The following is a 26471-nucleotide window of genomic DNA, read 5'->3' as shown; positions in this document are numbered from 1 at the left end:
TGTTCCTTTATTGGTGGTTACAATAAAACTTCCGTCTTCTTGTTTTTCGATAGTTTCAGCACGTTCTCCTAAGGTAAATCCTGGTTCAAATTGCTTAATTTGTTCCATTAATTTATGCGTTAAATCGCCTGCTAAAATTTCTGGATATGCAGGAATATCATAAATTGGTTTCTTTGGATAAATCTCTGAACACTGACCGCCTTGTTGTGGCAATGCGTCAATTAAATGACAGCGTAATTTTAACAGTCCTGCTTCAAAAACAGTAAATAATCCTGTTGGACCTGCCCCTATTATTAAGATATCTGTTGTAATCATTTGTTGTTGTTTTAAATCTCACAGACTTTAAATTCTGTGAGATTTTATTTTTTGGTAACTATTCAATGCGTTAGTGATTGAGCGGTTTGTTTGAGCTCTTTTTTAAATTTTTTCTATTTAAAAAAAGCGAGTAGCGAAAGCACGCCCGAACGCCCAAAAATAATACGTTTATAGGACTCTAAAAATGATAAAAATCAGCTTTTTAAGCCACATTAATTACTTGTTCAATAACTGGTGCATACTTTTTTATAGTTGCTTCAACACCATTTTTTAAGGTCATTTGGTTTACAGAACAACCGCTGCAAGCTCCTTCTAATTGAACTTTTACAATATTATTTTCTATAGATAAAAGCTTAATATTTCCGCCATCGCTTATTAAAAAAGGACGGATTTCTTCTAAAGCTTTCTCTACATTATGCTGTATTTCTGTTGCTGTCATACTCTTGCTTTTGAATTATTATTATTTAGTGCTACAACCACTCATAGTGGTTATACGAACCACTTCGGTAGCTGGTAAATTTTCATTTCTTTTTAACAATTCGGTAACCATTGCTTTTGTTACGTCTTTAAAGGCATTTTCTAACGGCGTATTTTCTTGCAATGCTACTGGATGCCCTACGTCACCTGCTTCACGGATGCTTTGTACTAATGGTATTTCACCTAAGAAACTTGTTTTAATATCTTCTGCTAAATTTTTAGCTCCGCCTTGACCAAAAATGTAATATTTATTGTCTGGTAATTCGGCTGGTGTAAAATATGCCATGTTTTCAACAATTCCTAAAACAGGTACATTAATGCTTTCTTGTTGAAACATTGCAACTCCTTTTTTAGCATCTGCTAAGGCGATGTTTTGTGGGGTGCTTACTACTACGGCTCCGTTGATTGGCACTGCCTGTACGATTGATAAATGTACGTCTCCTGTTCCTGGAGGTAAGTCGATTAATAAGAAATCTAATTCGCCCCAATCTGCATCAAAAATTAATTGATTTAATGCTTTTGATGCCATTGGTCCTCGCCAAATTACAGCTTGATTAGGGTCGGTAAAGAAACCTAATGATAATAATTTTACGCCGTAATTTTCAATAGGTTTCATTTTTGAACGCCCATCTACTTTTACTGACAATGGTTTTTCAGTAGCCACATCAAACATTAAATGTTGTGATGGTCCGTAAACATCGGCATCTAAAACACCTACTTTAAAGCCCATTTTAGCTAAAGAAACTGCCATATTAGAGGTTATGGTCGATTTTCCTACACCTCCTTTTCCTGAAGCGATTGCTATAATATTTTTAATATTAGGAATTACTTTTCCTTTAATTTCGTTCGGGTTTTCTTTTTGAACAACCTCTACTTTTACATTCACTTTTACCTCAATAGTAGCGTCAACGTTTGTGTGAATTGCTTTGGTTATTTCTACCTCAGCTTTCTTTTTTGCTTGTAAAGATGGGTTTGAAATGGTTACATCAACAATTACTTCTTTACCAAAAGTAACGACGTTTTTTATGTTTTCGCTTTCTACTAAACTTTTACCTTCTCCTGGAGCTGTAATTGTTTCTAAAGCTTTGTATATATCTTGTTTTTTAAAACTCATTTGAGTATTTAATTTAATTAATGCTAAGTTACAAAGATACATTTTAGCCCGCAGAAAATAAAGGCTTTAGATTGTGAAAATTTATGATGCAATAATTCTATTTTATAATTTATTTTTAATGCAAAAAACATAAAATGGTTAGAACTTGTTTAAATTTCATCTAACTAATTTTTGTAACAGAAAAATAAGAAATCGAATCTGTCAAAGGAATTTTAGCTTAAGTTTCGCTTCCTGATTTGCCGTAGTTCTTCCCTCTTTTTTTAATGATTCTTGTCAATTTTATCAATTCGAGTGATTTTAATCACTAAAAGGAATTTGAAGGAAAAAAATCACTCGAACCGACAGTTTCTTTAATTTTTAAACAAACTCTTAGAGTTTATTTATATTAAGTGCATATTTTACCTTTATAAAAACAAAAATAGGATTAAATCATTATTGATTTAATCCTATTTTTATATCATTTATATTCTTTTGAGCTTTAATTAAAAGCCGCTTACAATTCATCTATTGGATTCCAAAAAACAGTTTCGAAATTTTGTATTTGATTGTCAATAACAATAACTCCTTCGCTTTCTAATAATTGCTGCATCAGGTTTGTTCCTTCGAAATGATGTTTTCCTGTCAGCAAACCAATTCGATTTACAACTCTGTGTGCAGGAACATCTTTGGTATGTGAATTATTCATTGCCCAACCTACCATTCGTGCCGATTTGGCTGCTCCTAAATACCTTGCAATAGCGCCATAACTAGTTACTCTTCCGTAAGGAATTAACCTTGATACTTGGTAAACTCTTTCGAAAAAATTTTGATTACTACTCACGTAAATAAAGTTAATACTTTAACTTAAAACGGATATAAGTAATAGGTTTCCCTTTTTCTAAATATTGTTTTTCGTAAAAAGTTTGCGTAGAAGTTACTTCTTCTGGCGCTCCTTCATTTACGTAAACATTATGATTTGCATGTAAAATTTCATGCCCTTCTCCATGTAATAAACCTAAAGTATAACCGTGCATAAACTCGCTGTCGGTTTTTAAGTTCATGATACCGTCTTGTTTTAAAATATGATCGTATCTTTTTAAGAATGTCGCGTTGGTCATTCTATGTTTTGTACGTTGATATTTTATTTGCGGATCAGGGAAAGTTATCCAAATTTCATCAACTTCATTTTCAGCAAAAATGTGGTCAACTAATTCTATTTGGGTTCTAATAAAGGCAACGTTTTGCATATCGTTTTCGATAGCTGTTTTAGCACCACGCCAAAAACGAGCCCCTTTAATATCAATACCGATAAAATTTTTATCTGGATTTTTTTCTGCCAAGGCAATGGTATATTCTCCTTTACCACAACCAAGTTCTAAAACTATAGGATTGTCGTTTTTAAAGAAGGTGTTCCACTTTCCTTTTAAAGAAAAATTTCCTGTTACTTCTTCTCTCGTAGGTTGAAGTACGTTTGTAAACGTTTCATTTTCTTTGAAACGTTTCAGTTTGTTTTTGCTTCCCAATGTGTCTGTAAATTAAGCTTTATCTTCAGTTCCTTTTTTCAAGAAAGTAGCCGATTGCCACATCCAGTATCCAAATAATAGTATTAAGATAAAAACAAACACCCAATTAACGGCATTTGAAGTCCACCAACCTAAGTCACCTTTTGCAACTTCTAATCGCAACCATTTGAAAGGTTGTAATATAAAAGTAAATAAATCTGCAATTAATCTAAAAATATTTAATCCTAACATAACTTGATTATCTTTATGTTTGCAAAAGTATAAAAAGAAACTATGTTAGCCAATTTTTTCGGTAAATCAAAACCTGTTAATTTTATAGTGCTTTTCGCACTGTTTTTAAGTTACTTCTCATTTAGCTTAGCAACCAAAGAAGTTTCCTTAGAAACAGCAAAAGAACTAATAGGTATCTTGCTTATTTTTAGTGTTTTCAATTTTATAATTACTAAAAATAAATTAACCTTTGACAACTCTTACGCCTTTTTATTTTTTGTATTACTTCTTGGTTTTTTTCCTGAAGCTATTCGTCTTGATAAAACTTTTTTAGTGGCTTTCAGTATCTTACTTTTTTCACGAAAAGTTTACAGCTTACAATCGTCTAAAAACAGCTTATTTAAGCTATTTGACGGTGGGTTATGGCTTGGGGTTTCTTTTTTAATAGAGCCTTACTCCTTGCTTTTTGTCGTATTATTATACACCGCTATTTACCTGCACGAACACTTTACTTATCAAACATTATTAACTCCTTTTATTGGCTTTATAAGTGTTATTTTTTTGTTTTTTACTTATTGTTTTTGGTACAATGAAATGCCACTTTTTTACCAATTATTTGATTGGAATTTATCGTATAATATTGACTTTTACTTAACTAAAAAGCATTTATTTTCAATACTATTTATAGCTGTTTTAGTATTTTATGCACTTATTTTAAAAACACCAAAAGCATTATCGGTACTAAATACCTTTAGAAAAAATTGGATTTTAACCTGTATTCACTTATTTATTGCCTTAATTACGGCACTTTTAATACCGCATAAAACAGGCACCGAATTGTTATTTCTCTTTTTTCCGATAGCCATTGTTTTAGCCAATGGAATAGAATTGTTTCAAAAAAGTTGGATTTCCGATGCCGTATTATTGTTGTTTTTTAGCTGTTCAATAATCGCTAATTTTTTATGATATTACATTTTTGTACCAAAAGCTAAATCGCCAGCATCGCCTAAACCTGGTACAATATATCCTTTATCGTCTAATTCATTATCGATATCGGCAATCCATAAATGGGTGTTTTCAGGAAAAAATTTACTAATATATTCTACCCCTTCCGATGAACCAAGAACCGATACTATTTGAATTTCTTTTGGTGTTCCATATTTTTTTATAGCATCGTAAACCGCTACTAACGAACGCCCCGAAGCAAGCATAGGATCGACCAATAATAAGGTTTTCCCTTCAATTGATGGCGAGGCAAAATACTCTACTACAATTTCAAATTCGTCATCGTTATTCGGATGATGACGGTATGCCGATATAAAAGCATTTTCGGCATCATCAAAATAATTTAACAACCCGTTATGTAAAGGCAATCCTGCTCTTAAAATAGAGCATAAAATAATATCGTTAACAGGTGTTTCTATTTCTTTTACGCCTAAAGGTGTTGTAACTTGATTGGTTTTAGTGGCTAGTTTTTTACTTAATTCATAGCCTAATATTTCACCAATTCGTTCAATATTTCTACGAAAACGCATGGAATCTTTTTGAATTTCAACGCTTCTTATTTCTGTTAAAAATTTATTTAAAATTGAAGTTTCTTTGGCTAAGTGATCAATGTGCATGTTTAAAATAGTTTGATGCTAATTTACAAAATCTACTATAAAATAAAGCACAATGCCTAGCCCCGATTGAAGCATTTGTTTGAGCTCTTTTTTGTTTTTCCTTTTAAAAAACAAAAAAAGCGAGTGCGGAAAGCGGGAAATTGCTTCAAAAAAACTTAATCTGTAATAAATTTCTGAAGGATTTTTAACAATATTTTTTTATTGTCGATAGGACTCATATGCCCGCCACTAAGCTTGTGTAAAGGTGTGTTTGTGCGCTTTGCCTGTTCGGAAATTTCTTTAAAATTTAATATTGCATCATTTTTTCCTGCAATAATTAAACGGTTTTCAATGCGTTGTAAAACGGCTTCGGTATTTGCTCTTAGGCGCATTCCTTGGCTTGCCGAAATATAACTTTGAGCCGTAATTTTAAAAGCTTCTTTTTTTGTTTGTGCTATTTCTGCTGGAAAATCTGCCTTATTTTTTGCTGTAAATAAATTAGAAATAGACATTTTCAGCAAAATTTCATAATTTGTTTTTGCCATTTTACAAGCTCTTTCACGTAACTTTTTTTTGTTTTGATCATCGGATGTTGCGCTTGAATTTAACAAGCATATTCCTTTTATTTCCTTCGGATATTTTTCAGCCAACGCCAATGCCACATAGCCTCCCATAGAATGACCAACTATATGAAATTGCTCAATATTTAAGGTTTTTAAAACCGATTTTACCGCCAAAGCCATTGCTTGCATTGTATGAATTTCAGTAAGAGAATCGGTTTTTCCATGCCCCAATAAATCAATGCAAATTACCCGATTTGTTTTTGATAAATTACAAACCATATCTTCCCACATTTTTGAGCTTTCTAAAAAACCATGTAATAAAACAAGGGGGTTTCCTTTGCCTGATTCGGTGTAAAAAATTTTAATATTTTTATAAATTATATAATTTTCCATAAATTTTAAAATACTACTATTTTAGGGTGTTTTATATAAAAAAAAGCATTGTTTTTTGAAGAGTTTTAATACTTTTGAACCCCTTTAATTTTTAATTGATTTTAGGTTTAATTTCACCCTTATTTATATTTATAAAAGTACTTAAAAATGAACAAAACGAAAGATATATACGTTACAGGTTTCGCTTTATTTTCTATGTTTTTTGGCGCAGGAAATTTAATATTACCTCCTTATTTAGGAAAAAATGCCGCTGATTTATGGAGTTTGGTAACTCTTGGTTTTTTTATTACCGCCGTTTTTATTCCTATTTTAGGAATTTTAGCCCACGCAAAACTACAAGGAACCATGTACGATTTTGGTAAAAAAGTATCGCCTATTTTTAGTAGCGCTTACTGCCTAATTGTCTATGCTATTGCCGTGGCTTTACCATCACCAAGAACCGCTTCGGTTACTCACGAAATGGCAATTGCTCCTTATTTTGAAAGCAGTTCTTTAATAACAAGTTTACTATATTTCAGCTTGGTTTTTATTTTTGTAATGAACAGAAATAAAGTGTTAGATTTATTAGGAAAGTTTTTAACTCCTTTAATTATATTTATATTATTAGCCATTATTGTTGTCGGAATATTTACCACGCCAAGCGCTATGAACCCCTCAATATTCGATGCGCCTTTTGTAAGCGGTTTGCTTGAAGGTTATCAAACTTTTGACGCTATTGGTGCCGTGGTTGTTGGTGGCGTGCTGGTTGTTTCGATGAATTTTAATAAAAATACCTCTTTCGAGGTTAAAAAAGATTTAATTACCAAAGCAGGTTTTATAGCAGGTTTAGGGCTTTTAGTTATTTACGCAGGGCTTATTTATAACGGCGCATTATTTAACACTGTTTTTGCCGATGATGCCACTCGTTCAGAAGTTTTAAGTACTTTGAGTTCGCAAACTTTAGGAAATATTGGAACCTTATTTTTAGGTGTTTTGGTTGCCTTGGCATGTTTTACAACAGCGGTTGGGCTTATTACAGGAACAGCAGATTATATAAAAGGGATTTGCAAAAATTCGGATAAAGCCTATATGGCAACTGCTATTTTTGCTTGTGTTGTAGGTATTTTAGTTGGGCAGTTTGACGTAAAATATATTATAAATATTGCCTTACCTGCCTTGATGCTTGTTTATCCGACCACTATTGTTTTAATTATTTTAAACTTATTGGCTGATAAATATGCTTCAGAAATTGTTTTTAAAGCAGTGGTTTTTGTTACCTTATTTTTTAGTATTCCTGATGTTTTAGATTTTATTATTGATAAAGAACTTTTAGCGCCTATCAAAAGTTTTATTCCGCTAGCAACCCATAATTTAGGATGGGTTTTACCTGCGATTATCAGTTTTATTGTAGCAAATATTTTTCAGATGAAAAAACAAAAAAGCGCTTAAAACAAGGCTTTTACCACTAGAAATAGAAAACCCCGATATACATATTTCAAAAGATATATCGGGGTTTTTATTTAACTTTATATTGTTGATTTTTTATCAAAAAAGATAAAATTTCTAAAACCTATATCCTAAATTGATACCAACTCTAGGCACAACAACTGGCGATTTTGAGGTAAACATATTTCTTCCTAAACCTGCATAAACATCAAGTATAAAACCACCTGATGACACATATTTAGATCCAATTGCCAAACCTAAAGCACCATCGGTATATTTTTCTTCTATGTTTTCAACAACTCCCGCTGTTTCAACTTTTTTGTCTTTTTCGCCACCGTTAATTCCCATAAAAACCTCTCCAAAATAATTCCAATTGCTATTATCTGTAAAATAATGACGGAAATAAGGCGTAATCATCCAGTTTTCATTATATCTAAAATCTTTGGATTTTTTTTCAAAATTAATCAATGTTGAAAGCCCTACTGATGATCGTTCAGTTGTGTAATATTCATAAGAAACTTCTACTGTTTTAAGCGCCAAAGCATCTAAAAGATCTACCTTAACTTCTTGTTGTGCCTGTGCAAATGAACCGATAAAAAGTACCGCTATTAAAAGTGTTTTTTTCATGTTTTAATTTTAAATGAATTGTATTTTAACTAAATAATCAATTATAATACCACAAAAATACATTAATTGTTTATTTCAAAACAAAATTAGACACTCTTTTCTATGAAGAGCAATCGCAATTCGTAGCGCAGCCTTCTTGCTGTTTATCTTTAATAAAAAATTTCTTTACTAAAAATAATACCGCAAAACCAACAGCTATATACGTTATAATTTCTTGCATTATCGCAGTATTTGATAGGCTAAAAAAGCCGATAAATATGCCAAAGATCCCATTCCAAAAAGTTGTAGCATTGGCCATTTCCAACTTTTAGTTTCTCTTTTAACAATTGCTAAAGTTCCCATACATTGCATTGCGAAGGCATAAAACAATAATAATGATATTCCTGTAGCAAAATTGAAACGTTTTTCTCCTGTTTCTTCGTTTATTTCAGAGGCCATTTTTGCTTTAATCGTAGCAATATTATCATCGTTATTTTCAACGCTATAAATAGTTGCCAAGGTTCCGATAAAAACCTCTCTTGCGGCAAAAGAAGCAATTAAACCAATACCTATTTTCCAATCATAACCAAGTGGTTTTACAATTGGTTCGATTGCTTTTCCTGCCATTCCGATGTAGGAATTTTCTAATTTTACGGAAGCTATTTTTTGCGATAACTCTTTTTTTGATAACTGCTTATTTACTGTATTTTCTGTAACATTTTTTTCGGCATTTTTAAAATTTGAAGCTCCGTTAGATGCTAAAAACCACAATACAATTGAAATCGCTAAAATAATTTTCCCTGCATCAAAAACAAAGGCTTTGGTTTTTTCCAACACATCAAAAAACACATTTTTTACCGATGGAATTTTATAATTAGGCATTTCCATTACAAAAAATGAGGTGTTTTTTATCTTTAATGTTTTATGTAAAATATACGCACCAATAATTGCAGAACCAAAACCAAGCGCATACAATCCTAACAAAGTTAAACCCTGTAAACCTATAAAACCAAACAATTTAGTATCAGGAATTATCAGTGCAATTAAAATAGCATATACCGGCAAACGCGCCGCACAGGTAGTAAATGGTGTTACTAAAATGGTTATTAAACGCTCTTTCCAGCTAGTAATTGTTCGGGTTGCCATAATTGCAGGAATCGCACAGGCTGTTCCCGAAATTAACGGAAAAACACTTTTACCACTCATTCCAAAACGACGCATAATTTTATCCATTAAAAAAACCACCCGACTCATATAGCCTGTTTCTTCTAAAATGGCGATGAAAAAAAATAAAATAACTATTTGCGGAATAAAAATAAGCACTCCGCCTATTCCTGGGATAATTCCTTCGGATAACAAATCGGTAAACATTCCTACTGGTAAATTCGATTTGGCTAAGTCTGAAATACTCGCAAATAAACCGTCAATAAAATCCATCGGAGCAGATGCCCACTCAAAAACCGATTGAAATATCAATAATAATAATCCGAAGAAAATGAAATATCCGAATATTTTATGGGTAAAAATAGCATCTAATTTTGAACGAATATCTGTTGCTTTTGAAGCATCAATTTGATAGGTTTTCTTTAAAGTATCATTTATTTTCTGATAGCGATAAATGGTTTCTTTGTGCTGGTATTTTTTTTGTTTAGATACATCATGGCTAAACAATTCTAAGGCTTTTTTTTCGGTTGAGTAAAGTAAAGAGGTATGCTGTTTTGTAAGCATCATCCATAATTCATAGACTGAAAACTTAGTACTTTTTTGAGCTAATTCTTCAAAATAATCAGCATCAATTTTAGTGGTGATTTCCTTAAAATTAGAATATACTTCTAAATTTTTAAAGTTTTCTATTGCTTGTTTTAAAACATCAATTCCTTGATTTTTTCTAGCAGATATTAAAACCACTTTGGTATGTAATTCTTTTTCTAAATTTTCAATATCAATAGAAATCCCTTTAGTTTTCATTTGATCCGCCATATTTAAGGCTAAAATGATCGGAATTTCTAAATCTTGAATTTGAGAAAAAAGCAATAAGTTTCGCTTTAAATTTTCAACATCGGCAACAATTACAATTACGTCTGGTTTTTCATTTTTTACCGTTAGCAAACTTTTTAAAACAATACTTTCATCCATCGAAGTTGGATTAATACTGTAAGTTCCTGGTAAATCGGTAATAATTGCTGTGCTATTTTCTGATAACTGGCAAGTTCCTGATTTTTTATCAACTGTAACCCCAGGATAATTTCCTACTTTTTGAGTTAAGCCTGTTAATTGATTAAATAAAGAAGTTTTTCCTGTGTTTGGGTTTCCTATTAATGCTACTTTTATACGTTTACTCATTGATTATATCCGTTAAATTTTGGTAATTAAAATTTGGCTCGCCATCTCTTTTCGAATTGCTAAATGGCTTCCGTTTACGCAGATATATATCGGATCTTTTAAGGGTGCAATTTGCAACAATTCGACTTCTGTTCCAGGCAAACAGCCCATTTCTAATAATTTTAAAGGAATAACATCTAATGATTCTTCGGATATAATTCCACTCTCACCAATTTGTAAACTTGCAATTGAACTCAAAATAATACGTATAATATTGACTAGCAAATATACTAAAATAGAACGATTCTAAACAATAAGCCTGTAACAATCTTGCTATTTCTTTTTATTGATTGCTTGGTGTATTGTGCTATTATTTGAAATCTTATATTTGTTGCATGACTTTCGATAAAATTATAGGGCAAGAACATATTAAAAAACATTTACAGCAATCTGCGGATAACAACCGAATACCTCACGCACAACTTTTTGTTGGTAAAGAGGGTTCAGGAACGCTGCCTATGGCAATTGCCTACGCCCAGTATTTGCTGTGTAATTCGTCAAATAATGCGGATGCTTGCAATTTAAAATGCAATAAATTACAACATCCCGATTTGCATTTTGCCTTTCCTGTAACCACCAACGATGCGGTAAAAAAACACCCTGTTAGTAATTTATTTTTAGCCGATTGGCGTTCTTTTATTGAAAAACAACCCTACGGAAGTCTCTTTAATTGGTTGCAACAAATTGGGGTTGAAAATAAACAAGGACAAATTGGGGTTGATGAAGCTTTTGATATTGTTAAAAAACTGCAATTAAAATCATACGAAGGTGGTTTTAAAGTGATGATAATTTGGATGGCAGAAAAAATGAACATCGCTTCGGCAAACAAATTATTAAAACTTATTGAAGAACCGCCCGAAAAAACGGTTTTTATACTGATTACTGAAGATGAAGAGCAGATTATAAATACCATAAAATCGCGCTGTCAGGCATTAAATTTCCCTGCTTTAAGCGAAGCTGATATTGCCAACGCCTTGGTTAAAAACAAACAGATATCAGAAAATGAAGCTATTAAAATAGCGCATCAATCTGAAGGAAACTACAACAAAGCACTGCATATTTTAAACAATAATTCGAACGATTTAATTTTTGAACAATGGTTTATTACTTGGATTCGTGCCGCTTTTAAAGCCAAAGGAAATGCGGCTGTTATTCAAGATTTAATAGGCTGGTCGGAAACCATTGCAAAAGCAGGACGAGAAACACAAAAACAGTTTTTACAATATTGCTTGCAATTTTTTAGACAGGCATTATTATTAAATTATGGCGCAAATGATTTGGTCTTTTTAGAAACAAAAACGCCTAATTTTAAATTAGAAAAATTTGCTCCTTTTATACATAGCGGAAATATTTTAATTATTGATAAAGAACTAAATGATGCGCAATATCATATTGAAAGAAACGGAAATCCTAAAATTATTTTGTTAGATTTATCCATTAAATTAACACGTCTTTTACATACAAAAGAAGAAAAAATTTAAGTGTAAAATTACACCAACAAATAAAACCATACAACTTGCTAAACATCCATAACATATCTTTACGAATTAGAATTTTCCTTTCCATGATATTATTGGTATTATTGGCATCGGTTTTAATTGTTACAGTAACCATAATTCAATATGGCGAACAAACCGAAGACTATAATATTCAGCGTTTTAACCGAAAAGAAAGTGCTACAAAACACGATATAGAAATTGAGTTAAAACGCAAAACAACCTACCCGATTACCACCGATAATTTAGCCAAAATATTTCAAGACCGAATTTACGATATCGCCTATGTTCATAAATTAACTGTGTCAATGTACGACATGAATGGGCGGCTTTTAAAATCGTCAATTCCCTATAATTTTGATCAAAAAAAAGCACCCAATTTAACCACAGAAATTGTTACTGAACTAGCTAATAATTCCAATCATAAAATTTTAAAAAGCCGAAATAACAAAGGAATTACCTATCAATCATCATATACCTATATAAACGATACCCGCTTTAAACGAATTGGACTTTTAGAGCTTCAAATAGCCCAAGATAACGAAGAACAAAAGCAGGAATTACGAGAATTTATATCGCGTTTATTGCTTGTCTATTTACTGATGTTTGTCATTGCTATTGCATTGGCGTATTTTTTATCGAGCTATATTACACGCTCTATTCAAACGATTTCTGAAAAAATTAAAGAAACTCGTTTAAATCAACGAAACGAAAAAATCACTTTAAATTCGGCAAGTTCAGAGATAAATTCATTAGTTGATTCGTATAATAATATGATTGATCAGCTAGAAGAAAGCGCCGTAAAACTAGCCAAAAGCGAACGAGAACAAGCCTGGCGAGAAATGGCAAAACAGGTGGCGCATGAAATTAAAAATCCGCTAACACCGATGCGCTTATCGGTACAAAGTTTTGAAAGAAGATTTAATCCTGAAGATCCAAAAATTAAAGATAAACTAGCTGAATATAGCGAAACACTTATTCAACAAATTGATGTAATGAGCGCTATTGCTTCTGCATTTTCTGATTTTGCAAAAATGCCCACACAGCGTCGTGAAAAACTCGATGTCGTAGATGTTGTAAAACATTCGTTAGATATTTTTACCGAAGATTACATTTATTTTGTTCCCAAAGAACCTGAATTATTTGCATATTTAGATAAAACACAATTAATTAGAGTTTTAACAAACTTAGTTAAAAACGCTACACAAGCAATTAAAGAAGATGAAAAAAATCCGAGAATTGAAGTAAAAGTAACTTCCGAAGGAAATAACGTAAAAATTACCGTTTCTGATAACGGAAAAGGTATTACAACTAAAAATAAAGAGTTAATTTTTGAACCTAAATTTACCACAAAAACAAGTGGAATGGGCTTAGGTTTAGCCATGATAAAAAATATAATTGAAGCCTATGATGGTTCTATTTACTTCACATCAACAGAAGGAATTGGAACTGTTTTCACTGTAATTTTACCTAAAACTTAACACCTAAATTTAATAAATTTTATGGATTTTGAAAATATTTTAGTAAAAACCACTAACGGATTAGCAACAATTATCATTAACAGACCTAAAAAGTTAAACGCCCTAAACAGCGCTACCATTAACGAATTAAGTACTGTTTTTGAAAATTTAGAAGATGATACTAGCGTAAAAACAATCATTATTACTGGAAGCGGAGAAAAAGCCTTTGTAGCGGGTGCCGATATTTCTGAATTTGCAAATTTTACTACAGAAGAAGGTGAAAGGTTAGCTAAATTTGGGCAGGAATCGTTATTTGATTTAGTCGAAAATTTATCAACCCCTGTAATTGCAGTTATTAATGGTTTTGCCTTGGGTGGCGGATTAGAATTGGCAATGGCATGTCATTTTAGAATAGCTTCAGATACTGCTAAAATGGGCTTACCAGAAGTTTCTTTAGGGGTAATTCCTGGCTACGGAGGCACACAACGCTTGCCTCAATTAGTTGGTAAAGGAAAAGCAATGGAATTAATTATGACCGCAGCTATGATTTCTGCTGAACAAGCAAAAAATTGGGGCTTGGTAAATTATGTAGTTCCTCAAGAGGAATTACTGCCTTTAGCAGAAAAATTAGCAGGTAAAATAATGCGTAATTCATCGGTAGCAATTAGCGCTGCAATTAGAGCTGTTAACGATAATTTTAAAGACGGAATTAACGGTTATGAAACTGAAATTGCCGAATTTGGCGATTCTTTTGCTACAGCTGATTTTAAAGAAGGAACAACGGCGTTTTTAGAAAAAAGAAAACCTAATTTTCCAGGAGAATAAGAGCCTGTTTAATTTTTAAGAAGCAGCTAGAAAACTAGCTGCTTTTTTATATTTTAATAAGCTATAAAAATTACAATACACCATTAATTTCAGCATCAAACTGGGTTAAAAAACCCTGCATATATTCATGCCTAGCAAGGGCAATTTTTTTAGCTGTTTTAGTATTCATTTTATCTTTTAAAAGCAATAATTTCTCATAAAAATGATTAATTGTTGGGGCGGTTGAATTTTTATATTCGGCTTTTGTCATCTTTAAATTTGCGGGTATTTCAGGATCGTATAAACCTCTATTTTTAAAGCCTCCGTAATTAAAACAACGGGCAATTCCGATAGCACCAATTGCATCTAACCTATCAGCATCTTGAATTACCGCCAATTCTGGGGAGCTAAATTTTTGAGCTGATGACAACTTATCTAAGCTACTTTTAAAAGAAATATGTTTAATAATATTTTCTATATGAAGAATTATTGATTCATTTAATTGCTGATTTTCTAAAAATTGACGTGCCATTTTAGGAGCAATTGTTTCATCGCCATTATAAAATTTAGCATCGGCAATATCGTGTAGTAAAGCACCCAACGATACTATAAAAACATCCACCTCTTCATCCTTAGCAATTAACAACGCATTTTTATAAACACGTTCTATATGAAACCAATCATGCCCGGCTTCTGCTCCTTGCAAGGTTTTTTTTACAAAGGTAATCGTGTTTTCTAGTATCTGATTTTCATTCATCTTTCAAAAATAAAAAAATCCTGTGCTATAAACACAGGATTTTAACTATATATAAAACAAGCGATAAAATTAATCAACCTATAAAATTATCTCTTAAAACTAAAGTAACTTATTCGCTACTAAATATTCGGCAATTTGAATGGTGTTTGTGGCGGCTCCTTTTCGTAAATTATCAGCAACAATCCACATATTTAAGGTGTTTGGTTGCGATTCATCTCTTCGGATTCGTCCTACAAAAACTTCATCTTTATTGTGTGCCAAAATTGGCATCGGATATACATTATTTTGCACATCATCTTGCACAATTATACCGTCGGTTTTACCTAAAATTTCACGTACAGTTACTAAGTCGAAATCATTTTCAAACTGCACATTTACAGCTTCTGAATGTCCGCCTGCCGTAGGAATTCGAACTGCGGTTGCTGTTACTGAAAAAGAATCATCGCCTAAAATCTTTTTTGGTTCTTTGACCAATTTCATTTCTTCTTTGGTGTAACCGTTTTCTAAAAATACATCGCAATGTGGCAAGGCGTTTCTTCCAATTGGATGCGGATATACCATTTCACCATCAATTCCAGCCTCTTCATTATCTAATTGCTGCACCGCTTTTACACCTGTTCCTGAAACCGATTGATAAGTTGAAATGACCACGCGTTTCATCTTATATTTTTTATGTAAAGGTCCTAGCGCCATTACCAATTGAATGGTTGAACAGTTAGGGTTTGCTATAATTTTATCCTCAGCAGTTAAAACATCTCCGTTAATTTCAGGCACTACCAATTTTTTGGTATCATCCATTCTCCACGCCGATGAATTGTCAATAACTGTAGTTCCTACTTCGGCAAATTTAGGTGCCCAAATTAAAGAGGTTTCTCCTCCTGCTGAAAATAAAGCAACATCGGGTTTCATATCCACCGCTGTTTGCAAACCTACAACACTATATTGGGTTCCTTTAAATTCAATTTTATTTCCTACCGAACGTTCCGATGCAACAGGAATTAATTCTGTTACAGGAAAATTACGTGCTGCTAATATTTGTAACATTACATTACCGACCATTCCTGTGGCTCCTACAACTGCTACTTTCATTTTTATTATTTTATAATAAGTTACTAAAACTAATATATTTATTAAGACAAAGATTTAAAAAAAACGAATCATTTTTGCCTGTTTGCTATGATATTTTAAATAAACACTTAAAAAAAATCAAATTACTGCAAAAAGTCTATTTTCAAACAATAAAACACAAAAAACAAGTATATTTGTACTGATTTTTTAAATAAATCATCAAATTTTGTATCACTTAAAAACAAGTATAGCATGCAACTGTACAATAAATTAAGCGCCAATGAGCGTGCTGCTTTAATAGACGAAGCAGGAAAAGACCGTATTACTATTTCATTTTATCAGTATTATAAAATAGAAAACCCTCAACTTTTTAGAGATAAATTGTTCTTAGAATGGAACGAATTAGATGTTTTAGGTAGAACCTACGTTTCTTACGAAGGAATTAACGCCCAAATATCAGTAGCTTCTGAAAATTTCTTAGCCCTAAAAGAACAATTAGATGCTATTTCATTTTTAAAAGATATTCGATTAAACGTAGCTGTTGAGCACGATAATAAATCGTTTTTAAAATTAAAAGTAAAGGTTCGTAACAAAATTGTTGCCGATGGTTTAAACGATACAACTTTTGATGTAACCAACAAAGGTGTGCATTTAAATGCCAAAGATTTTAATGAAATGCTAGCAAACCCAAACACGGTTTGTGTAGATATGCGAAATCATTACGAAAGTGAAATTGGTCATTTTGACGGCGCAGTAACACCCGATGTTGATACTTTTAGAGATTCGTTAGATATTATTGAACAAGATTTAAAAGATAATAAAGAGGATAAAAACCTATTGATGTATTGTACTGGTGGTATTCGTTGCGAAAAAGCATCGGCATATTACAAGCACAAAGGTTTTAAAAATGTTTTTCAGCTAGAAGGCGGAATTATTGAATATACCCGTCAGGTAAAAGACGAAGGAATCGAAAATAAATTTATTGGTAAAAATTTTGTTTTTGACCACAGAAGAGCCGAACGAATTACCGATGATGTAGTTTCTAATTGTCATCAATGTGGAAAAGCTTGTGATGAGCATACAAACTGTGCCAATGAAGGTTGTCATTTATTGTTTATTCAGTGCGACACCTGTTCAGAAAAAATGGAAAACACCTGTTCTGATGCCTGTAAAGAAATCATTCAATTATCTTGGGAAGAACAAAAAGCCTTACGAAAAGGTACACATGCTAGTAATAAAATCTTCAAAAAAGGACGTTCTGAAGTTCTAAAATTCAAGAAATAAATCACTAAAAAAGCGTTCGAAAAGAGCGCTTTTTTTAGTTTTAATGCAAAGGTATTTTCAAGGAAACTTTTGTGCCTTTTGCTTTTTTATTTTCATCAAACAAATCAGTATAAACCAACGAATACTCATTTTGAAATTGTGTAGAAAAATTTTTCAAGCGCTCTTTTGTTAAGTCAATTCCTATTGATTTTCTGTTTAAGGTTTTATTACTTTTAATTCTAAGTGCTTCTTTTCTACCAATACCATTGTCTTCTATTTCAATTTTAATAAATTCTTTGGCTATTTTAACAACAGATATTTCTAGTTTTTTGCTTCCTATTTTTGATGATAAACCATGCCAAATAGCATTTTCTAAAAAAGGTTGTAAAATTAATGGAGGCACTTTAATCCTTTCTAAATTTATATCTTCACTAATATTTTCTATATATTTTATAGCATTTGAAAAACGGATATTTTCAATACTCATATATAAATTCATTGTTTTAAGTTCTTCTGATAAAGTTACTTCTTTTACAGTGCTTGATTCTAAAATTTTACGAATTAATTTTGAAAATTTATTTAAATAATACACCGCATTTTTTTGTTCGTTATTAATAATATACAATTTAATCGAATTCAAGGCATTAAACACAAAGTGCGGGTTCATTTGAATTCTTAAAGCCTCTTGTTCTAAAAGTAAGATCTGTTTTTCATTTTTTAACAAGCGCTGTCTGTATGTTGAGTATAATAAAAACCCAAAAAAAGCAAGCAACATTAATACTATAATTAAAATATTTCTATTTCGGATGTTCTTTATTTTAGCTATTTTATTTTCAATAGCTAAACTCTTTATTTTATTAGCACTTACTTCAATATCGCATTTATTAATAAGACTATTTACATAGCGAATATCTTTATCGTTAAATCTTTTTTTAGCTATTTCAATTGATTTTTGATAGTAATTTAATGCCGCCTTATAGTTTTCTGTTTGTTTATTTAATTCCGATAAATGATTATAACAATTTTCTAAATTTGATAAATTAGTGTCTTTTAATCCTATTTCTAATGATTTTTTCAAATAATAATCAGCCTTTTTATCTTCTTTTAATTTCAAAAAAACCCAGCCTAAACTGCTGTAGACTTTTGATAAAATATCGCTATTTCCAATATCTTCAGCAAGTGTTTGTATTTCAACTAAACAGGTGTGAGCAGCTTTATACTGTCCTTTTATAATTAAAACATTGGCAATACTATTATGACAAATTATCATTACTAATTTATCTTTATTAAGCGTGTTATAGCCTAACGATTTTTTAAAATCAGCCAATGCTTTATCTAAATTTCCTATTTTTTGATATGCAATTCCTCGCTGCTGATAACTACTCGCTAAGCCGCTAATATTGCCTATCTCTTTTTGTATAATAATCGATTGATTAAGTAAACCTAACGCTCTTTCATATTGTTTTAAGGATATATAAATAGTTGCAATACTCCTTATTGCAATACTAGCACTGCGTTTAATATCGTTGTTTTTACTTTTAATATTGGCTATAATATCTAAAGCTTCTTGATGGTAATTTAATGCTTCTCGAATGTTGTCTTGTTGGTTATAAGCATTACCTAACTTGTTTAATATTACAAGCGTTTCGGCATTGTTTTTTACAATGCTAACCTGTTTTAGCGCAGCTTTAAGCTTTGCTATTTTTTTAGACTTAAAAAAGGCTGCTTCTTTTTTACTAACAGTATTTAAAAAGAAACTATCTCCATTTTTTTGCGCTAAACAAATCGGTATTGTACAGAAAAATAAGAAAATTATAAAACTGATTATTTTCATAAAAATAACTTTAAAATTTTTCTAAAAAGTCTGATTTCTTTTGACGAGAAACAGGGATTCTATGATTGTCTTCTAAAATAACATATCCGTCCGATTTTATAAATTGCTTTAATTTATTTAAGTTGATAATAAATGAATTGTGAATTCTAAAAAAATGCTCTTCAGGAAGTAGTGCATTTATTTCTTTTAGTTTTTTTGTTACCACAATTTTTTTATTATTAATGGTATGAATAGAACAATAGTTTCCGTCCGACTCTACAAATACAATTTCCGATTGTTTTAAAAAGATGAGTTTTCCATCGGTATTAATTGTAATTTTTCTTTTGTTAAATTTGTTATTAAAATTAGAAAGTATTTGTTCAATTTTTTCACTGCTATTACTTTTTTCATGATAATTTTTAACCCTATTTAATGTTTCTTCTAAATCATCAGAATCTATGGGTTTAAGAAGATAATCAATCGCTTGATTTTTAATAGCTTTTATAGCATATTCACTATAAGCAGTTGTAATAACAATGGCAAAATCTTTTTTATTTAATCTTTCTAACAATTGAAAACCGTCCATTGTTGGCATTTCAATATCTAAAAAAAGACAATCAATCGCATTATTATTTATATATTTTATAGCCTCTTCTGCTTGAGTAAATGTTTGTATAACCTCTAGGTCGTCATTAAAATTAGACAATTCCCACAAAAGTCCTTCTATTGCCTTAGGCTCGTCATCAACAATTACAGCTCGTAACATACATCAAATTTTACCTCAAATATAATCGATATTAGGCTAAGTAAGAACACAAAAAGCTGAAAAACACTATTTAAAAAAAGGGAGATAGCTAAAAATCAAAATAAAAACCATCCATACATAAAATGATACCATTTATACATAAGTGCTTTTATTTATTAGCTTTTTGATTCATATTTGTATCTATATAATATACATGGGAAATCATTTTGATAAATTGGGGGATTAATCAAAATTGATCGTAAACAAAAGCATCACTCTAATAAGGTGGTGCTTTTTTTTATGCACAATATTTTAAATTTAGCGCATAAAAAAGCTCAAACAATAAATTGTTTGAGCTTTAATATATGTAATCAGAAATTTCTTAAGCCTCGAAAGGAACTATAGAAACGTATGATCTGTCATTTCTTTTCTTTCTGAAAGCAACAACACCATCAACTTTAGCATGTAAAGTATGATCTTTCCCCATGTAAACATTTTTACCTGGATTGTGCGTTGTACCTCTTTGACGAACAATAATATTACCTGCAATAGCAGCTTGTCCTCCAAAAATCTTTACTCCTAATCGTTTCGATTCTGATTCTCTACCATTCTTCGAACTACCGACACCTTTTTTATGAGCCATCTTATTTTGATTTTTTTAGATTAAACTTGTACGGGATTATTTTTCAATTCCTCCGTCTAACTTGTCTTGTAACACTTTTAAAACATCCCACTCACCATCAGCAGCTAATTGCGCTTGTTTTGGCCAAGTAGTAGTAACTAAGTGAGATAAACGAGAACTAGCTTCTACTAAAATTTTACTTAATGTAGCTGGGTCTTGTTTTGCAACTTTCGCAAAAGTATCGATTCCTGCGTTCACTAAAGCTTGAGCAGCTTTAGGTCCTGCACCTTCAATCTTTGTTAAATCATCGGCTTTAGAAGCTTTTTTCGCAGCTTTCTTTGGAGCAGCTTTAGCAGCCTTTGGAGCAGCTTTAGAAGTTCCAGAAGCAACGATAGATTCAACTTGAATTTCAGTTAAATACTGTCTGTGTCCGTTTTTCTTTTTGTAACCTTTTCTTCTTTTCTTCTTGAAAACGATTACCTTATCACCTTTTAAGTGACGTAATACTTTTGCAGTTACTCCTGCACCTTTTATAGCTGGGGCGCCAATAGTTACGTTACCATTGTCTGCAATTAGCATAACGTTCTCAAATGTTACATTTGATCCTTCTGCGTCTTGTAAACGGTGTACGAATACTTTTTGGTCTTTTGCTACTTTAAATTGCTGCCCTGCTATCTCTACGATTGCGTACATACTTTTTGTTTTGCGTTATTAGTTTACATTTTCCTCATGAAAATGAGGGTGCAAATATACGTTGTATAAAAATAACAAACAATCTAAAGCTCAGAAAATTACTACTAATTTGCATCAAAACAAGTATTTACTTCTTAAAAAAGCAATAATAACCTATCTATCAAAACATTTGAATTGATACTTATTTTTTTTTGGAGCTATTTCCCGCTTTCCGCACTCGCTCTTTTTTGAAAAAAAATCAAAAAAGGAGCTCAAACAAATGCTTCAATCGGGGCTAGGCATCATCATCATATTTAAGATATTTCAACATTATTTCACAACTTTTAAAATCATTTTTCAACTTAAATAACCTAATAACCTGTTTAATTTCATTTTTAAAAAAATTGTAACAGAATAATAATAAATCGCATCGGTCAACCTGAATTCATTTCAGGTTCGCATCCTGATTTGCCGTAGTTCTCCTCCTTTTTTTTTTGATGATTCTTGTCGATTCGAGTGATTTTTAATGACTAGAAGGAATTAAAATTGTATCGAGAATTTGAATTCTTTTATGTTAATGAATTTCATGCTAAAAAAGTTCTCGATACAATTTTTTTTGAAGGAAAAAAATCACTCTAACTGACAGCTTATTTAATTTTTAAACAGGCTCTTATAAAAATATTTTTCAACTAAAAAAAAGCCTTAAAAAAACATAAAAATCACAAAAAAATGTTAAAAAACAGCCTTATTAAAATCTAGATATCATAATATGTAACAAACAACCTAACTTCACGTCCTATATAAAAATCAGTTAAAAACTAAAAAAAATATCCATGAAAAAAAGTATGATAACTCTTTCAATGGCTTTACTTGTTGGCTTTTATGCTACTGCTCAAAAAGTCGAATTTAAAGAGTACGATTTAAGCAACGGAATGCATGTAATTTTGCATCAAGACAAGGCAGCTCCTGTAGTAACAACAGCGGTAATGTATCATGTTGGAGCAAAAGATGAACAGCCAAACAGAACAGGAATGGCACATTTTTTCGAACACTTATTGTTCGAAGGAACAAAAAATATTAAAAAAGGAGACTGGTTTAAAATTGTTTCATCTAACGGAGGAAAAAACAACGCAAATACCACCGATGACAGAACCTATTACTACGAAGTATTCCCTTCAAATAACCTAGAATTAGGTTTATGGATGGAGTCGGAACGTTTATTACACCCTGTAATTAATCAAGGCGGTGTTGACACTCAAAACGAAGTTGTAAAAGAAGAAAAAAGAATGCGTGTTGACAATCAGCCGTATGGAAGTTTCTTAGAAAATGTTAAAAAGCATATTTTTAAAAAGCATGCTTATAAAGGAACAACTATTGGTAAAATGAAGCATTTAGACGACGCTACTTTAGCCGAATTTTTAGCCTTTAATAAAAAATTCTACGTTCCTAATAATGCTACTTTAGTGGTTGCTGGTGATATCAATATCAAAAAAACTAAAAAATTGGTAGAAGCTTATTTTGGAAACATCCCTAGAGGTGCCGAAATAACAAGAAAATTTATAAAAGAAGACCCAATCACCAAACAAATAAATGCCAAGGCGTATGATGCGAATATTCAAATTCCAGCAATTGTAAATGCCTACAGAACTCCTTCTATGAAAAGTAGAGAAGCAAGAGTTTTAGACATGATTTCAACCTATTTAAGTGATGGAAAAAGTTCTGTTTTATATAAAAAATTAGTCGATACTAAAAAAATGGCATTACAAGTTGGTGCTTTTAGTGTTAGCCAAGAAGATTACGGAACTTACGTTGTATATGGGCTTCCTTTAGGAAAAACTTCTTTAACTGATTTAACCAAAGAAATTGATGAAGAAATTGTAAAAATCCAAACCAATTTAATTTCAGAAAAAGCCTATCAAAAATTACAAAATAAATTTGAAAATGATTTTGTAAACGCCAACGCAAGTGTTGAAGGTGTTGCAAATTCTTTAGCACGTTTTAACGTATTATATGGCGATACCAATTTAATAAACACCGAAATTGATATTTTCCGTTCTATTACTCGTGAAGAAATTAGAGCTGCTGCAAAAAAATACCTAAACCCAAATCAACGATTAGTTTTAGAATATTTACCAAAAAAGAAATAAATCAAAAGACATTAATATATTATGAAAACAAAAATAGTATCACTTATCGCAATTTTAGCAATGTCTTTTGCTACCACTGCACAAATAGATAGAAGCGTACAACCAAAACCAGGACCAGCGCCAAAAGTACGATTAGGAAAAGTGAAAAAATTTACACTGCCTAATGGTTTGCAAGTAATCATGGTTGAAAACCATAAATTACCAAGAGCATCTGCTAGCTTAACTATTGATAACAAAGCCGTTTTTGAAGGTGAAAAGGCAGGTTTATCGAGTGTTATGGGAAGTTTGTTAGGACGTGGAACAGCAAACATTACCAAAGATGAATTTAACGAAAAAGTAGATTATTTAGGTGCTTATGTTGACTTTTATAGCTCAGGAGCATCGGCAAGTTCATTAATTAAATACTTTCCTGAAGTATTAGGTTTAATGGCTGACGGTGTTAAAAATTCAGCGTTTACTAAAGAAGAATTTGACAAAGAAATTACTGTTACTTTAAACGGTTTAAAATCAAATGAAAAAAGTGTAACCGCTATCGCAAGAAGAGTTGAAAGTGCTTTAATCTACGGAAAAAAACATCCTTTCGGAGAGTTTACAACCAAAGAATCAATTGGTAATATTACCCTTGCTGATGTTAAAAACAACTTCAATACTTATTACAAACCAAACAACGCTTATTTAGTTATTGTTGGAGATATTAACACTTCAAAAACTAAAAAAATGGTTACTAAATTATTTAGTAATTGGAAAAAAGGAAATGTACCTGCTGTTGCTTTTGATAAACCAAAAAACGTAAACAAAACCGAAATTAACTTTATCAATATGCCAAATGCGGTACAATCGGAAATTGTAGTAGCAAATAATATCGATTTAAAATTAGGTGATAAAGATTACTACGCAGCAATATTAGCAAACACCATTCTTGGTGGTGGCGGAACTGCACGTTTATTTTTAAATTTACGTGAAGACAAAGGCTATACTTATGGTTCATATTCTAGTATTAGACAAAGTAGAGATGCTGCTACCTTTAGAGCTAGTGCAAGTGTTCGTAACATTGTTACCGATAGTTCAGTAGTTGAAATTCAAAAAGAAATTCGCAAAATTAGAACACAAAAAGTGTCTGATGAAGAATTGAAAAATGCCAAAGCAAAGTATGTTGGTAATTTTGTAATGGAAGTTCAAAAACCTGTAACTGCTGCTCGTTATGCTTTAAATATTGCACGTTATAATTTACCTACTGATTTTTATGAAAACTACTTAGAAAACATCAATTCAGTAACAATAACCGATATTCAAAATGCTGCTGTAAACTATTTTAAAGCAAACAATGCTCGAATTATAATTACAGGAAAAGCAACAGATGTTTTAGAAAACTTAGAAAAAAACAAAGAATATAGCATTCAATATTTTGATAAAGAAGGAAATGCTACTGCAAAACCTGCAATGAGTTTACCTGTTCCTAAAGGTGTTACTTCTACCTCAGTAATTGACAACTATTTTAAAGCAATTGGTGGTAAAGATAAAATTGCAAGTGTAAAAACTTTAAAAACTACTTCAGAAGCTAAAGTTCAAGGAATGCAATTAACTTTAGTTCAAAAAAGTGCTGCACCTAACAAAACTTCAACAATTGTTTCAATGGCAGGAAATGTAATGCAAAAAGAAGTTTTTGATGGTGCAAATGGCTATCAAGAAGCTCGTGGGCAAAAGAAACAATTAAAAGGTAAAGAGCTTGAAGATGCAAAAAATAACGCAGCTCCTTTTGCTGATGCAGCCTACAAAAATGGTACTTTAAGCAGAATAGAACCTATTAACGGTAAAAACGCCTATGTAATTATGTTTGGTAAAAAAGAGATTTTTTATGATGTAAAATCAGGTTTAAAAGTGAAAGAAGTATCGGTAGCTAAAGGACCTCAAGGAGAGGTAAAAGTACCTTTAGAATTTTCTGATTATAAAGAAGTAAACGGAATTAAATTTCCTCATTTAGTAATCCAATCAATGGGACCTATGAAAATGAACTTCAAATTAAAAGAAGTAAAAATAAACGAAGGAGTTTCTAATGCTGATTTTCAGTAAAAAGAGCTTTTAAAACTACTTTTAAAGAGTCAAAACAACCGTTTTGACTCTTTTTTTATGCGCTATTTTATACTCTTTTTTTATTTCGCCTTATTTACCAACCAAACACCGAATAAAATAATTCCACCAGCTGATAATTGAACTAAACTTAATTTTTCGCCATCAGTCACGCCCCAAAAAACCGCCACAATTGGGATTAAATATGTTACTGATGATGCAAAAACAGGCGTCGTTAAATGCACCATTTTATTATACAATACTTTTGCAATTCCTGTTCCTACAACGGCTAAAACGCTTATATACCCAAATGCTGTAGTCGTTTGATCGTTTAATTTAACCGATGTAAAAAAATCAGAAAACAACAACACCAAAGAAGCAGGAATAATCAATACTAAAAAATTACCTGTTGTTATTGCCAAGGCATCTAAATCTGATAAATATTTTTTGATGATATTTACATTAAAAGCATATCCGATAGATGAAAAAACAACCAAAATAGCATACCAATAATTCTGATTAGGATTTAATTCGGCACCTTTTAAAATCAAAATAAGTGTTCCTATTAATCCGACTAAAATTCCTATAAATTGTTTTTTCTTAAAGGTAAACCCAAAAATTAAAGCTCCTAAAATAAACGTATTAAAAGGTGTTAGCGAATTCAAAATTGCCGAAATAGAACTATCGATACCTTTTACAGCAAAAGCAAGTAAAAAGGATGGAAAAAAAGTTCCCAAAAAAGCCGTGTATAAAATATAAATTTGATGTTTTTTTTGAATTTTTTTAAGACTTTTAAAGCCTATCAATAATAAAAAAGCTGCCGTAATTAATATCCGTAATCCTCCTAATTGAATTGGTGTAAAAACAATTAATGCTTTTTTCATTAAAATAAAAGAACTCCCCCAAACAATTGCTAGCAGTATTAAATAAACCCATTTACGTTGTTGATTATTCATTTTCAATACATTT

The 26471-nt window shown here is 31.3% G+C and carries 26 protein-coding genes (1 of these 26 cut by a window edge); 8 read left to right on the top strand and 18 right to left on the bottom strand.

The window, feature by feature from the left end; translation table 11 throughout:
- The 6 genes from DPIF8902391_RS00235 to DPIF8902391_RS00210 all read right to left on the bottom strand — a co-directional run.
- Nucleotides 1–315: the start of an NAD(P)/FAD-dependent oxidoreductase gene (locus tag DPIF8902391_RS00235; protein ID WP_172504702.1), read on the bottom strand. The gene continues 705 nt to the left of window position 1, outside the view; 315 of the gene's 1020 nt are visible here — the first part of the coding sequence; the start codon lies at nucleotides 313–315; the stop codon falls past the left edge of the window.
- Between the two features lie 202 nt (nucleotides 316–517).
- Entirely contained in the window at nucleotides 518–754 is a 237-nt protein-coding gene (locus tag DPIF8902391_RS00230; RefSeq protein WP_058884028.1) for a NifU family protein, read from the bottom strand.
- Nucleotides 755–775: 21 nt separating this feature from the next.
- Nucleotides 776–1906 (bottom strand): Mrp/NBP35 family ATP-binding protein, encoded by a 1131-nt coding sequence (locus DPIF8902391_RS00225; RefSeq protein ID WP_172504701.1) that lies wholly within the window; start codon nucleotides 1904–1906, stop codon nucleotides 776–778.
- A gap of 493 nt (nucleotides 1907–2399) precedes the next feature.
- Entirely contained in the window at nucleotides 2400–2726 is a 327-nt protein-coding gene (locus DPIF8902391_RS00220) for an MGMT family protein (protein WP_058884027.1), read from the bottom strand.
- Between the two features lie 10 nt (nucleotides 2727–2736).
- A complete protein-coding gene (gene trmB / locus DPIF8902391_RS00215; protein WP_058884026.1) occupies nucleotides 2737–3408 on the bottom strand; it encodes a tRNA (guanosine(46)-N7)-methyltransferase TrmB in 672 nt (223 codons plus the stop codon).
- Between the two features lie 12 nt (nucleotides 3409–3420).
- Nucleotides 3421–3639 (bottom strand): DUF6341 family protein, encoded by a 219-nt coding sequence (locus DPIF8902391_RS00210; RefSeq protein ID WP_058884025.1) that lies wholly within the window; start codon nucleotides 3637–3639, stop codon nucleotides 3421–3423.
- Nucleotides 3640–3681: 42 nt separating this feature from the next.
- On the opposite strand from DPIF8902391_RS00210, the gene DPIF8902391_RS00205 reads away from it, so the two are divergent.
- Nucleotides 3682–4584 carry a DUF6427 family protein gene (locus tag DPIF8902391_RS00205; RefSeq protein ID WP_172504700.1) on the top strand — a complete coding sequence of 301 codons (903 nt, stop codon included), beginning with the start codon at nucleotides 3682–3684 and terminating at the stop codon, nucleotides 4582–4584.
- A gap of 2 nt (nucleotides 4585–4586) precedes the next feature.
- Here the strand turns inward: DPIF8902391_RS00205 and upp are convergent, their stop codons facing one another.
- Together upp and DPIF8902391_RS00195 are read right to left on the bottom strand one after the other, a co-directional pair.
- Nucleotides 4587–5240, bottom strand: a complete 654-nt coding sequence (upp, locus tag DPIF8902391_RS00200; RefSeq protein ID WP_058884023.1) for a uracil phosphoribosyltransferase — start codon at nucleotides 5238–5240, stop codon at nucleotides 4587–4589.
- 155 nt (nucleotides 5241–5395) lie between these two features.
- The gene (locus DPIF8902391_RS00195; protein WP_172504699.1) at nucleotides 5396–6175 is read right to left on the bottom strand and encodes an alpha/beta fold hydrolase; all 780 of its coding nucleotides are present in this window, start codon (nucleotides 6173–6175) and stop codon (nucleotides 5396–5398) included.
- A 147-nt stretch (nucleotides 6176–6322) separates the two neighbouring features.
- On the opposite strand from DPIF8902391_RS00195, the gene brnQ reads away from it, so the two are divergent.
- Entirely contained in the window at nucleotides 6323–7603 is a 1281-nt protein-coding gene (gene brnQ, locus DPIF8902391_RS00190) for a branched-chain amino acid transport system II carrier protein (protein ID WP_058884021.1), read from the top strand.
- Between the two features lie 114 nt (nucleotides 7604–7717).
- On the opposite strand, the gene DPIF8902391_RS00185 is transcribed toward brnQ, so the two are convergent.
- From DPIF8902391_RS00185 to DPIF8902391_RS00175, 3 genes are all read right to left on the bottom strand, one after another.
- Entirely contained in the window at nucleotides 7718–8227 is a 510-nt protein-coding gene (locus tag DPIF8902391_RS00185; protein ID WP_101906670.1) for a DUF3575 domain-containing protein, read from the bottom strand.
- A 219-nt stretch (nucleotides 8228–8446) separates the two neighbouring features.
- Nucleotides 8447–10549 (bottom strand): ferrous iron transport protein B, encoded by a 2103-nt coding sequence (gene feoB, locus DPIF8902391_RS00180; RefSeq protein ID WP_172504698.1) that lies wholly within the window; start codon nucleotides 10547–10549, stop codon nucleotides 8447–8449.
- A gap of 12 nt (nucleotides 10550–10561) precedes the next feature.
- Complete coding sequence (locus DPIF8902391_RS00175; protein WP_058884017.1) at nucleotides 10562–10786, bottom strand: FeoA family protein; 225 nt, start codon at nucleotides 10784–10786, stop codon at nucleotides 10562–10564.
- Nucleotides 10787–10923: 137 nt separating this feature from the next.
- Here DPIF8902391_RS00175 and DPIF8902391_RS00170 point away from each other — a divergent pair, with 137 nt between their 5' ends.
- The 3 genes from DPIF8902391_RS00170 (at nucleotide 10924) to DPIF8902391_RS00160 (ending at nucleotide 14369) form a co-directional block, all read left to right on the top strand.
- Nucleotides 10924–12069, top strand: a complete 1146-nt coding sequence (locus DPIF8902391_RS00170; RefSeq protein WP_058884016.1) for a DNA polymerase III subunit — start codon at nucleotides 10924–10926, stop codon at nucleotides 12067–12069.
- A gap of 83 nt (nucleotides 12070–12152) precedes the next feature.
- The gene (locus tag DPIF8902391_RS00165; RefSeq protein ID WP_058884012.1) at nucleotides 12153–13565 is read left to right on the top strand and encodes a sensor histidine kinase; all 1413 of its coding nucleotides are present in this window, start codon (nucleotides 12153–12155) and stop codon (nucleotides 13563–13565) included.
- 21 nt (nucleotides 13566–13586) lie between these two features.
- Entirely contained in the window at nucleotides 13587–14369 is a 783-nt protein-coding gene (locus DPIF8902391_RS00160) for an enoyl-CoA hydratase/isomerase family protein (protein ID WP_172504697.1), read from the top strand.
- 70 nt (nucleotides 14370–14439) lie between these two features.
- On the opposite strand, the gene DPIF8902391_RS00155 is transcribed toward DPIF8902391_RS00160, so the two are convergent.
- Together DPIF8902391_RS00155 and DPIF8902391_RS00150 are read right to left on the bottom strand one after the other, a co-directional pair.
- A complete protein-coding gene (locus DPIF8902391_RS00155) occupies nucleotides 14440–15105 on the bottom strand; it encodes an HD domain-containing protein (protein WP_058884010.1) in 666 nt (221 codons plus the stop codon).
- 99 nt (nucleotides 15106–15204) lie between these two features.
- Nucleotides 15205–16194 (bottom strand): aspartate-semialdehyde dehydrogenase, encoded by a 990-nt coding sequence (locus tag DPIF8902391_RS00150; protein WP_172504696.1) that lies wholly within the window; start codon nucleotides 16192–16194, stop codon nucleotides 15205–15207.
- A gap of 231 nt (nucleotides 16195–16425) precedes the next feature.
- Here DPIF8902391_RS00150 and trhO point away from each other — a divergent pair, with 231 nt between their 5' ends.
- Nucleotides 16426–17457, top strand: coding sequence for an oxygen-dependent tRNA uridine(34) hydroxylase TrhO (trhO, locus tag DPIF8902391_RS00145; protein ID WP_058884008.1), 1032 nt, complete (start codon nucleotides 16426–16428; stop codon nucleotides 17455–17457).
- A 40-nt stretch (nucleotides 17458–17497) separates the two neighbouring features.
- Here trhO and DPIF8902391_RS00140 read toward each other — a convergent pair whose 3' ends face one another.
- The 4 genes from DPIF8902391_RS00140 to rplU form a co-directional block, all read right to left on the bottom strand.
- Nucleotides 17498–19270 carry a tetratricopeptide repeat-containing sensor histidine kinase gene (locus tag DPIF8902391_RS00140; protein WP_058884007.1) on the bottom strand — a complete coding sequence of 591 codons (1773 nt, stop codon included), beginning with the start codon at nucleotides 19268–19270 and terminating at the stop codon, nucleotides 17498–17500.
- A 10-nt stretch (nucleotides 19271–19280) separates the two neighbouring features.
- Complete coding sequence (locus DPIF8902391_RS00135; protein ID WP_172504695.1) at nucleotides 19281–20015, bottom strand: LytR/AlgR family response regulator transcription factor; 735 nt, start codon at nucleotides 20013–20015, stop codon at nucleotides 19281–19283.
- 361 nt (nucleotides 20016–20376) lie between these two features.
- Nucleotides 20377–20637 (bottom strand): 50S ribosomal protein L27, encoded by a 261-nt coding sequence (gene rpmA / locus DPIF8902391_RS00130; protein WP_101901800.1) that lies wholly within the window; start codon nucleotides 20635–20637, stop codon nucleotides 20377–20379.
- Nucleotides 20638–20673: 36 nt separating this feature from the next.
- Entirely contained in the window at nucleotides 20674–21309 is a 636-nt protein-coding gene (rplU, locus tag DPIF8902391_RS00125; protein ID WP_101901801.1) for a 50S ribosomal protein L21, read from the bottom strand.
- Nucleotides 21310–22121: 812 nt separating this feature from the next.
- Here rplU and DPIF8902391_RS00120 point away from each other — a divergent pair.
- Both DPIF8902391_RS00120 and DPIF8902391_RS00115 read left to right on the top strand, forming a co-directional pair.
- Nucleotides 22122–23435 (top strand): M16 family metallopeptidase, encoded by a 1314-nt coding sequence (locus DPIF8902391_RS00120; protein ID WP_058884003.1) that lies wholly within the window; start codon nucleotides 22122–22124, stop codon nucleotides 23433–23435.
- A 21-nt stretch (nucleotides 23436–23456) separates the two neighbouring features.
- On the top strand, nucleotides 23457–25505 hold the full coding sequence (locus DPIF8902391_RS00115) for a M16 family metallopeptidase (protein ID WP_058884002.1): 2049 nt from the start codon (nucleotides 23457–23459) through the stop codon (nucleotides 25503–25505).
- An 80-nt stretch (nucleotides 25506–25585) separates the two neighbouring features.
- On the opposite strand, the gene DPIF8902391_RS00110 is transcribed toward DPIF8902391_RS00115, so the two are convergent.
- Entirely contained in the window at nucleotides 25586–26458 is an 873-nt protein-coding gene (locus DPIF8902391_RS00110; RefSeq protein WP_058884001.1) for a DMT family transporter, read from the bottom strand.
- Between the last annotated feature and the right edge of the window lie 13 nt (nucleotides 26459–26471).

Source organism: Tenacibaculum finnmarkense genomovar ulcerans (assembly GCF_900239495.1).
GTDB lineage: Bacteria > Bacteroidota > Bacteroidia > Flavobacteriales > Flavobacteriaceae > Polaribacter > Polaribacter ulcerans.
This window is presented reverse-complemented; position numbering and strand designations above follow the sequence as displayed.

What these genes read in the sequence shown, in the direction of transcription:
- brnQ (WP_058884021.1), top strand. Translation starts at nt 6,323, where the DNA reads ATGAACAAAACGAAAGATATATACGTTACAGGTTTCGCTTTATTTTCT.
- DPIF8902391_RS00110 (WP_058884001.1), bottom strand. Translation starts at nt 26,458, where the DNA reads ATGAATAATCAACAACGTAAATGGGTTTATTTAATACTGCTAGCAATT.
- DPIF8902391_RS00150 (WP_172504696.1), bottom strand. Translation starts at nt 16,194, where the DNA reads ATGAAAGTAGCAGTTGTAGGAGCCACAGGAATGGTCGGTAATGTAATG.
- DPIF8902391_RS00170 (WP_058884016.1), top strand. Translation starts at nt 10,924, where the DNA reads ATGACTTTCGATAAAATTATAGGGCAAGAACATATTAAAAAACATTTA.
- DPIF8902391_RS00140 (WP_058884007.1), bottom strand. Translation starts at nt 19,270, where the DNA reads ATGAAAATAATCAGTTTTATAATTTTCTTATTTTTCTGTACAATACCG.
- DPIF8902391_RS00195 (WP_172504699.1), bottom strand. Translation starts at nt 6,175, where the DNA reads ATGGAAAATTATATAATTTATAAAAATATTAAAATTTTTTACACCGAA.
- trhO (WP_058884008.1), top strand. Translation starts at nt 16,426, where the DNA reads ATGCAACTGTACAATAAATTAAGCGCCAATGAGCGTGCTGCTTTAATA.
- DPIF8902391_RS00210 (WP_058884025.1), bottom strand. Translation starts at nt 3,639, where the DNA reads ATGTTAGGATTAAATATTTTTAGATTAATTGCAGATTTATTTACTTTT.
- feoB (WP_172504698.1), bottom strand. Translation starts at nt 10,549, where the DNA reads ATGAGTAAACGTATAAAAGTAGCATTAATAGGAAACCCAAACACAGGA.
- upp (WP_058884023.1), bottom strand. Translation starts at nt 5,240, where the DNA reads ATGCACATTGATCACTTAGCCAAAGAAACTTCAATTTTAAATAAATTT.
- rplU (WP_101901801.1), bottom strand. Translation starts at nt 21,309, where the DNA reads ATGTACGCAATCGTAGAGATAGCAGGGCAGCAATTTAAAGTAGCAAAA.
- DPIF8902391_RS00155 (WP_058884010.1), bottom strand. Translation starts at nt 15,105, where the DNA reads ATGAATGAAAATCAGATACTAGAAAACACGATTACCTTTGTAAAAAAA.
- DPIF8902391_RS00160 (WP_172504697.1), top strand. Translation starts at nt 13,587, where the DNA reads ATGGATTTTGAAAATATTTTAGTAAAAACCACTAACGGATTAGCAACA.
- rpmA (WP_101901800.1), bottom strand. Translation starts at nt 20,637, where the DNA reads ATGGCTCATAAAAAAGGTGTCGGTAGTTCGAAGAATGGTAGAGAATCA.
- DPIF8902391_RS00230 (WP_058884028.1), bottom strand. Translation starts at nt 754, where the DNA reads ATGACAGCAACAGAAATACAGCATAATGTAGAGAAAGCTTTAGAAGAA.
- DPIF8902391_RS00205 (WP_172504700.1), top strand. Translation starts at nt 3,682, where the DNA reads ATGTTAGCCAATTTTTTCGGTAAATCAAAACCTGTTAATTTTATAGTG.
- DPIF8902391_RS00185 (WP_101906670.1), bottom strand. Translation starts at nt 8,227, where the DNA reads ATGAAAAAAACACTTTTAATAGCGGTACTTTTTATCGGTTCATTTGCA.
- DPIF8902391_RS00225 (WP_172504701.1), bottom strand. Translation starts at nt 1,906, where the DNA reads ATGAGTTTTAAAAAACAAGATATATACAAAGCTTTAGAAACAATTACA.
- DPIF8902391_RS00115 (WP_058884002.1), top strand. Translation starts at nt 23,457, where the DNA reads ATGAAAACAAAAATAGTATCACTTATCGCAATTTTAGCAATGTCTTTT.
- DPIF8902391_RS00135 (WP_172504695.1), bottom strand. Translation starts at nt 20,015, where the DNA reads ATGTTACGAGCTGTAATTGTTGATGACGAGCCTAAGGCAATAGAAGGA.
- DPIF8902391_RS00165 (WP_058884012.1), top strand. Translation starts at nt 12,153, where the DNA reads ATGATATTATTGGTATTATTGGCATCGGTTTTAATTGTTACAGTAACC.
- DPIF8902391_RS00120 (WP_058884003.1), top strand. Translation starts at nt 22,122, where the DNA reads ATGAAAAAAAGTATGATAACTCTTTCAATGGCTTTACTTGTTGGCTTT.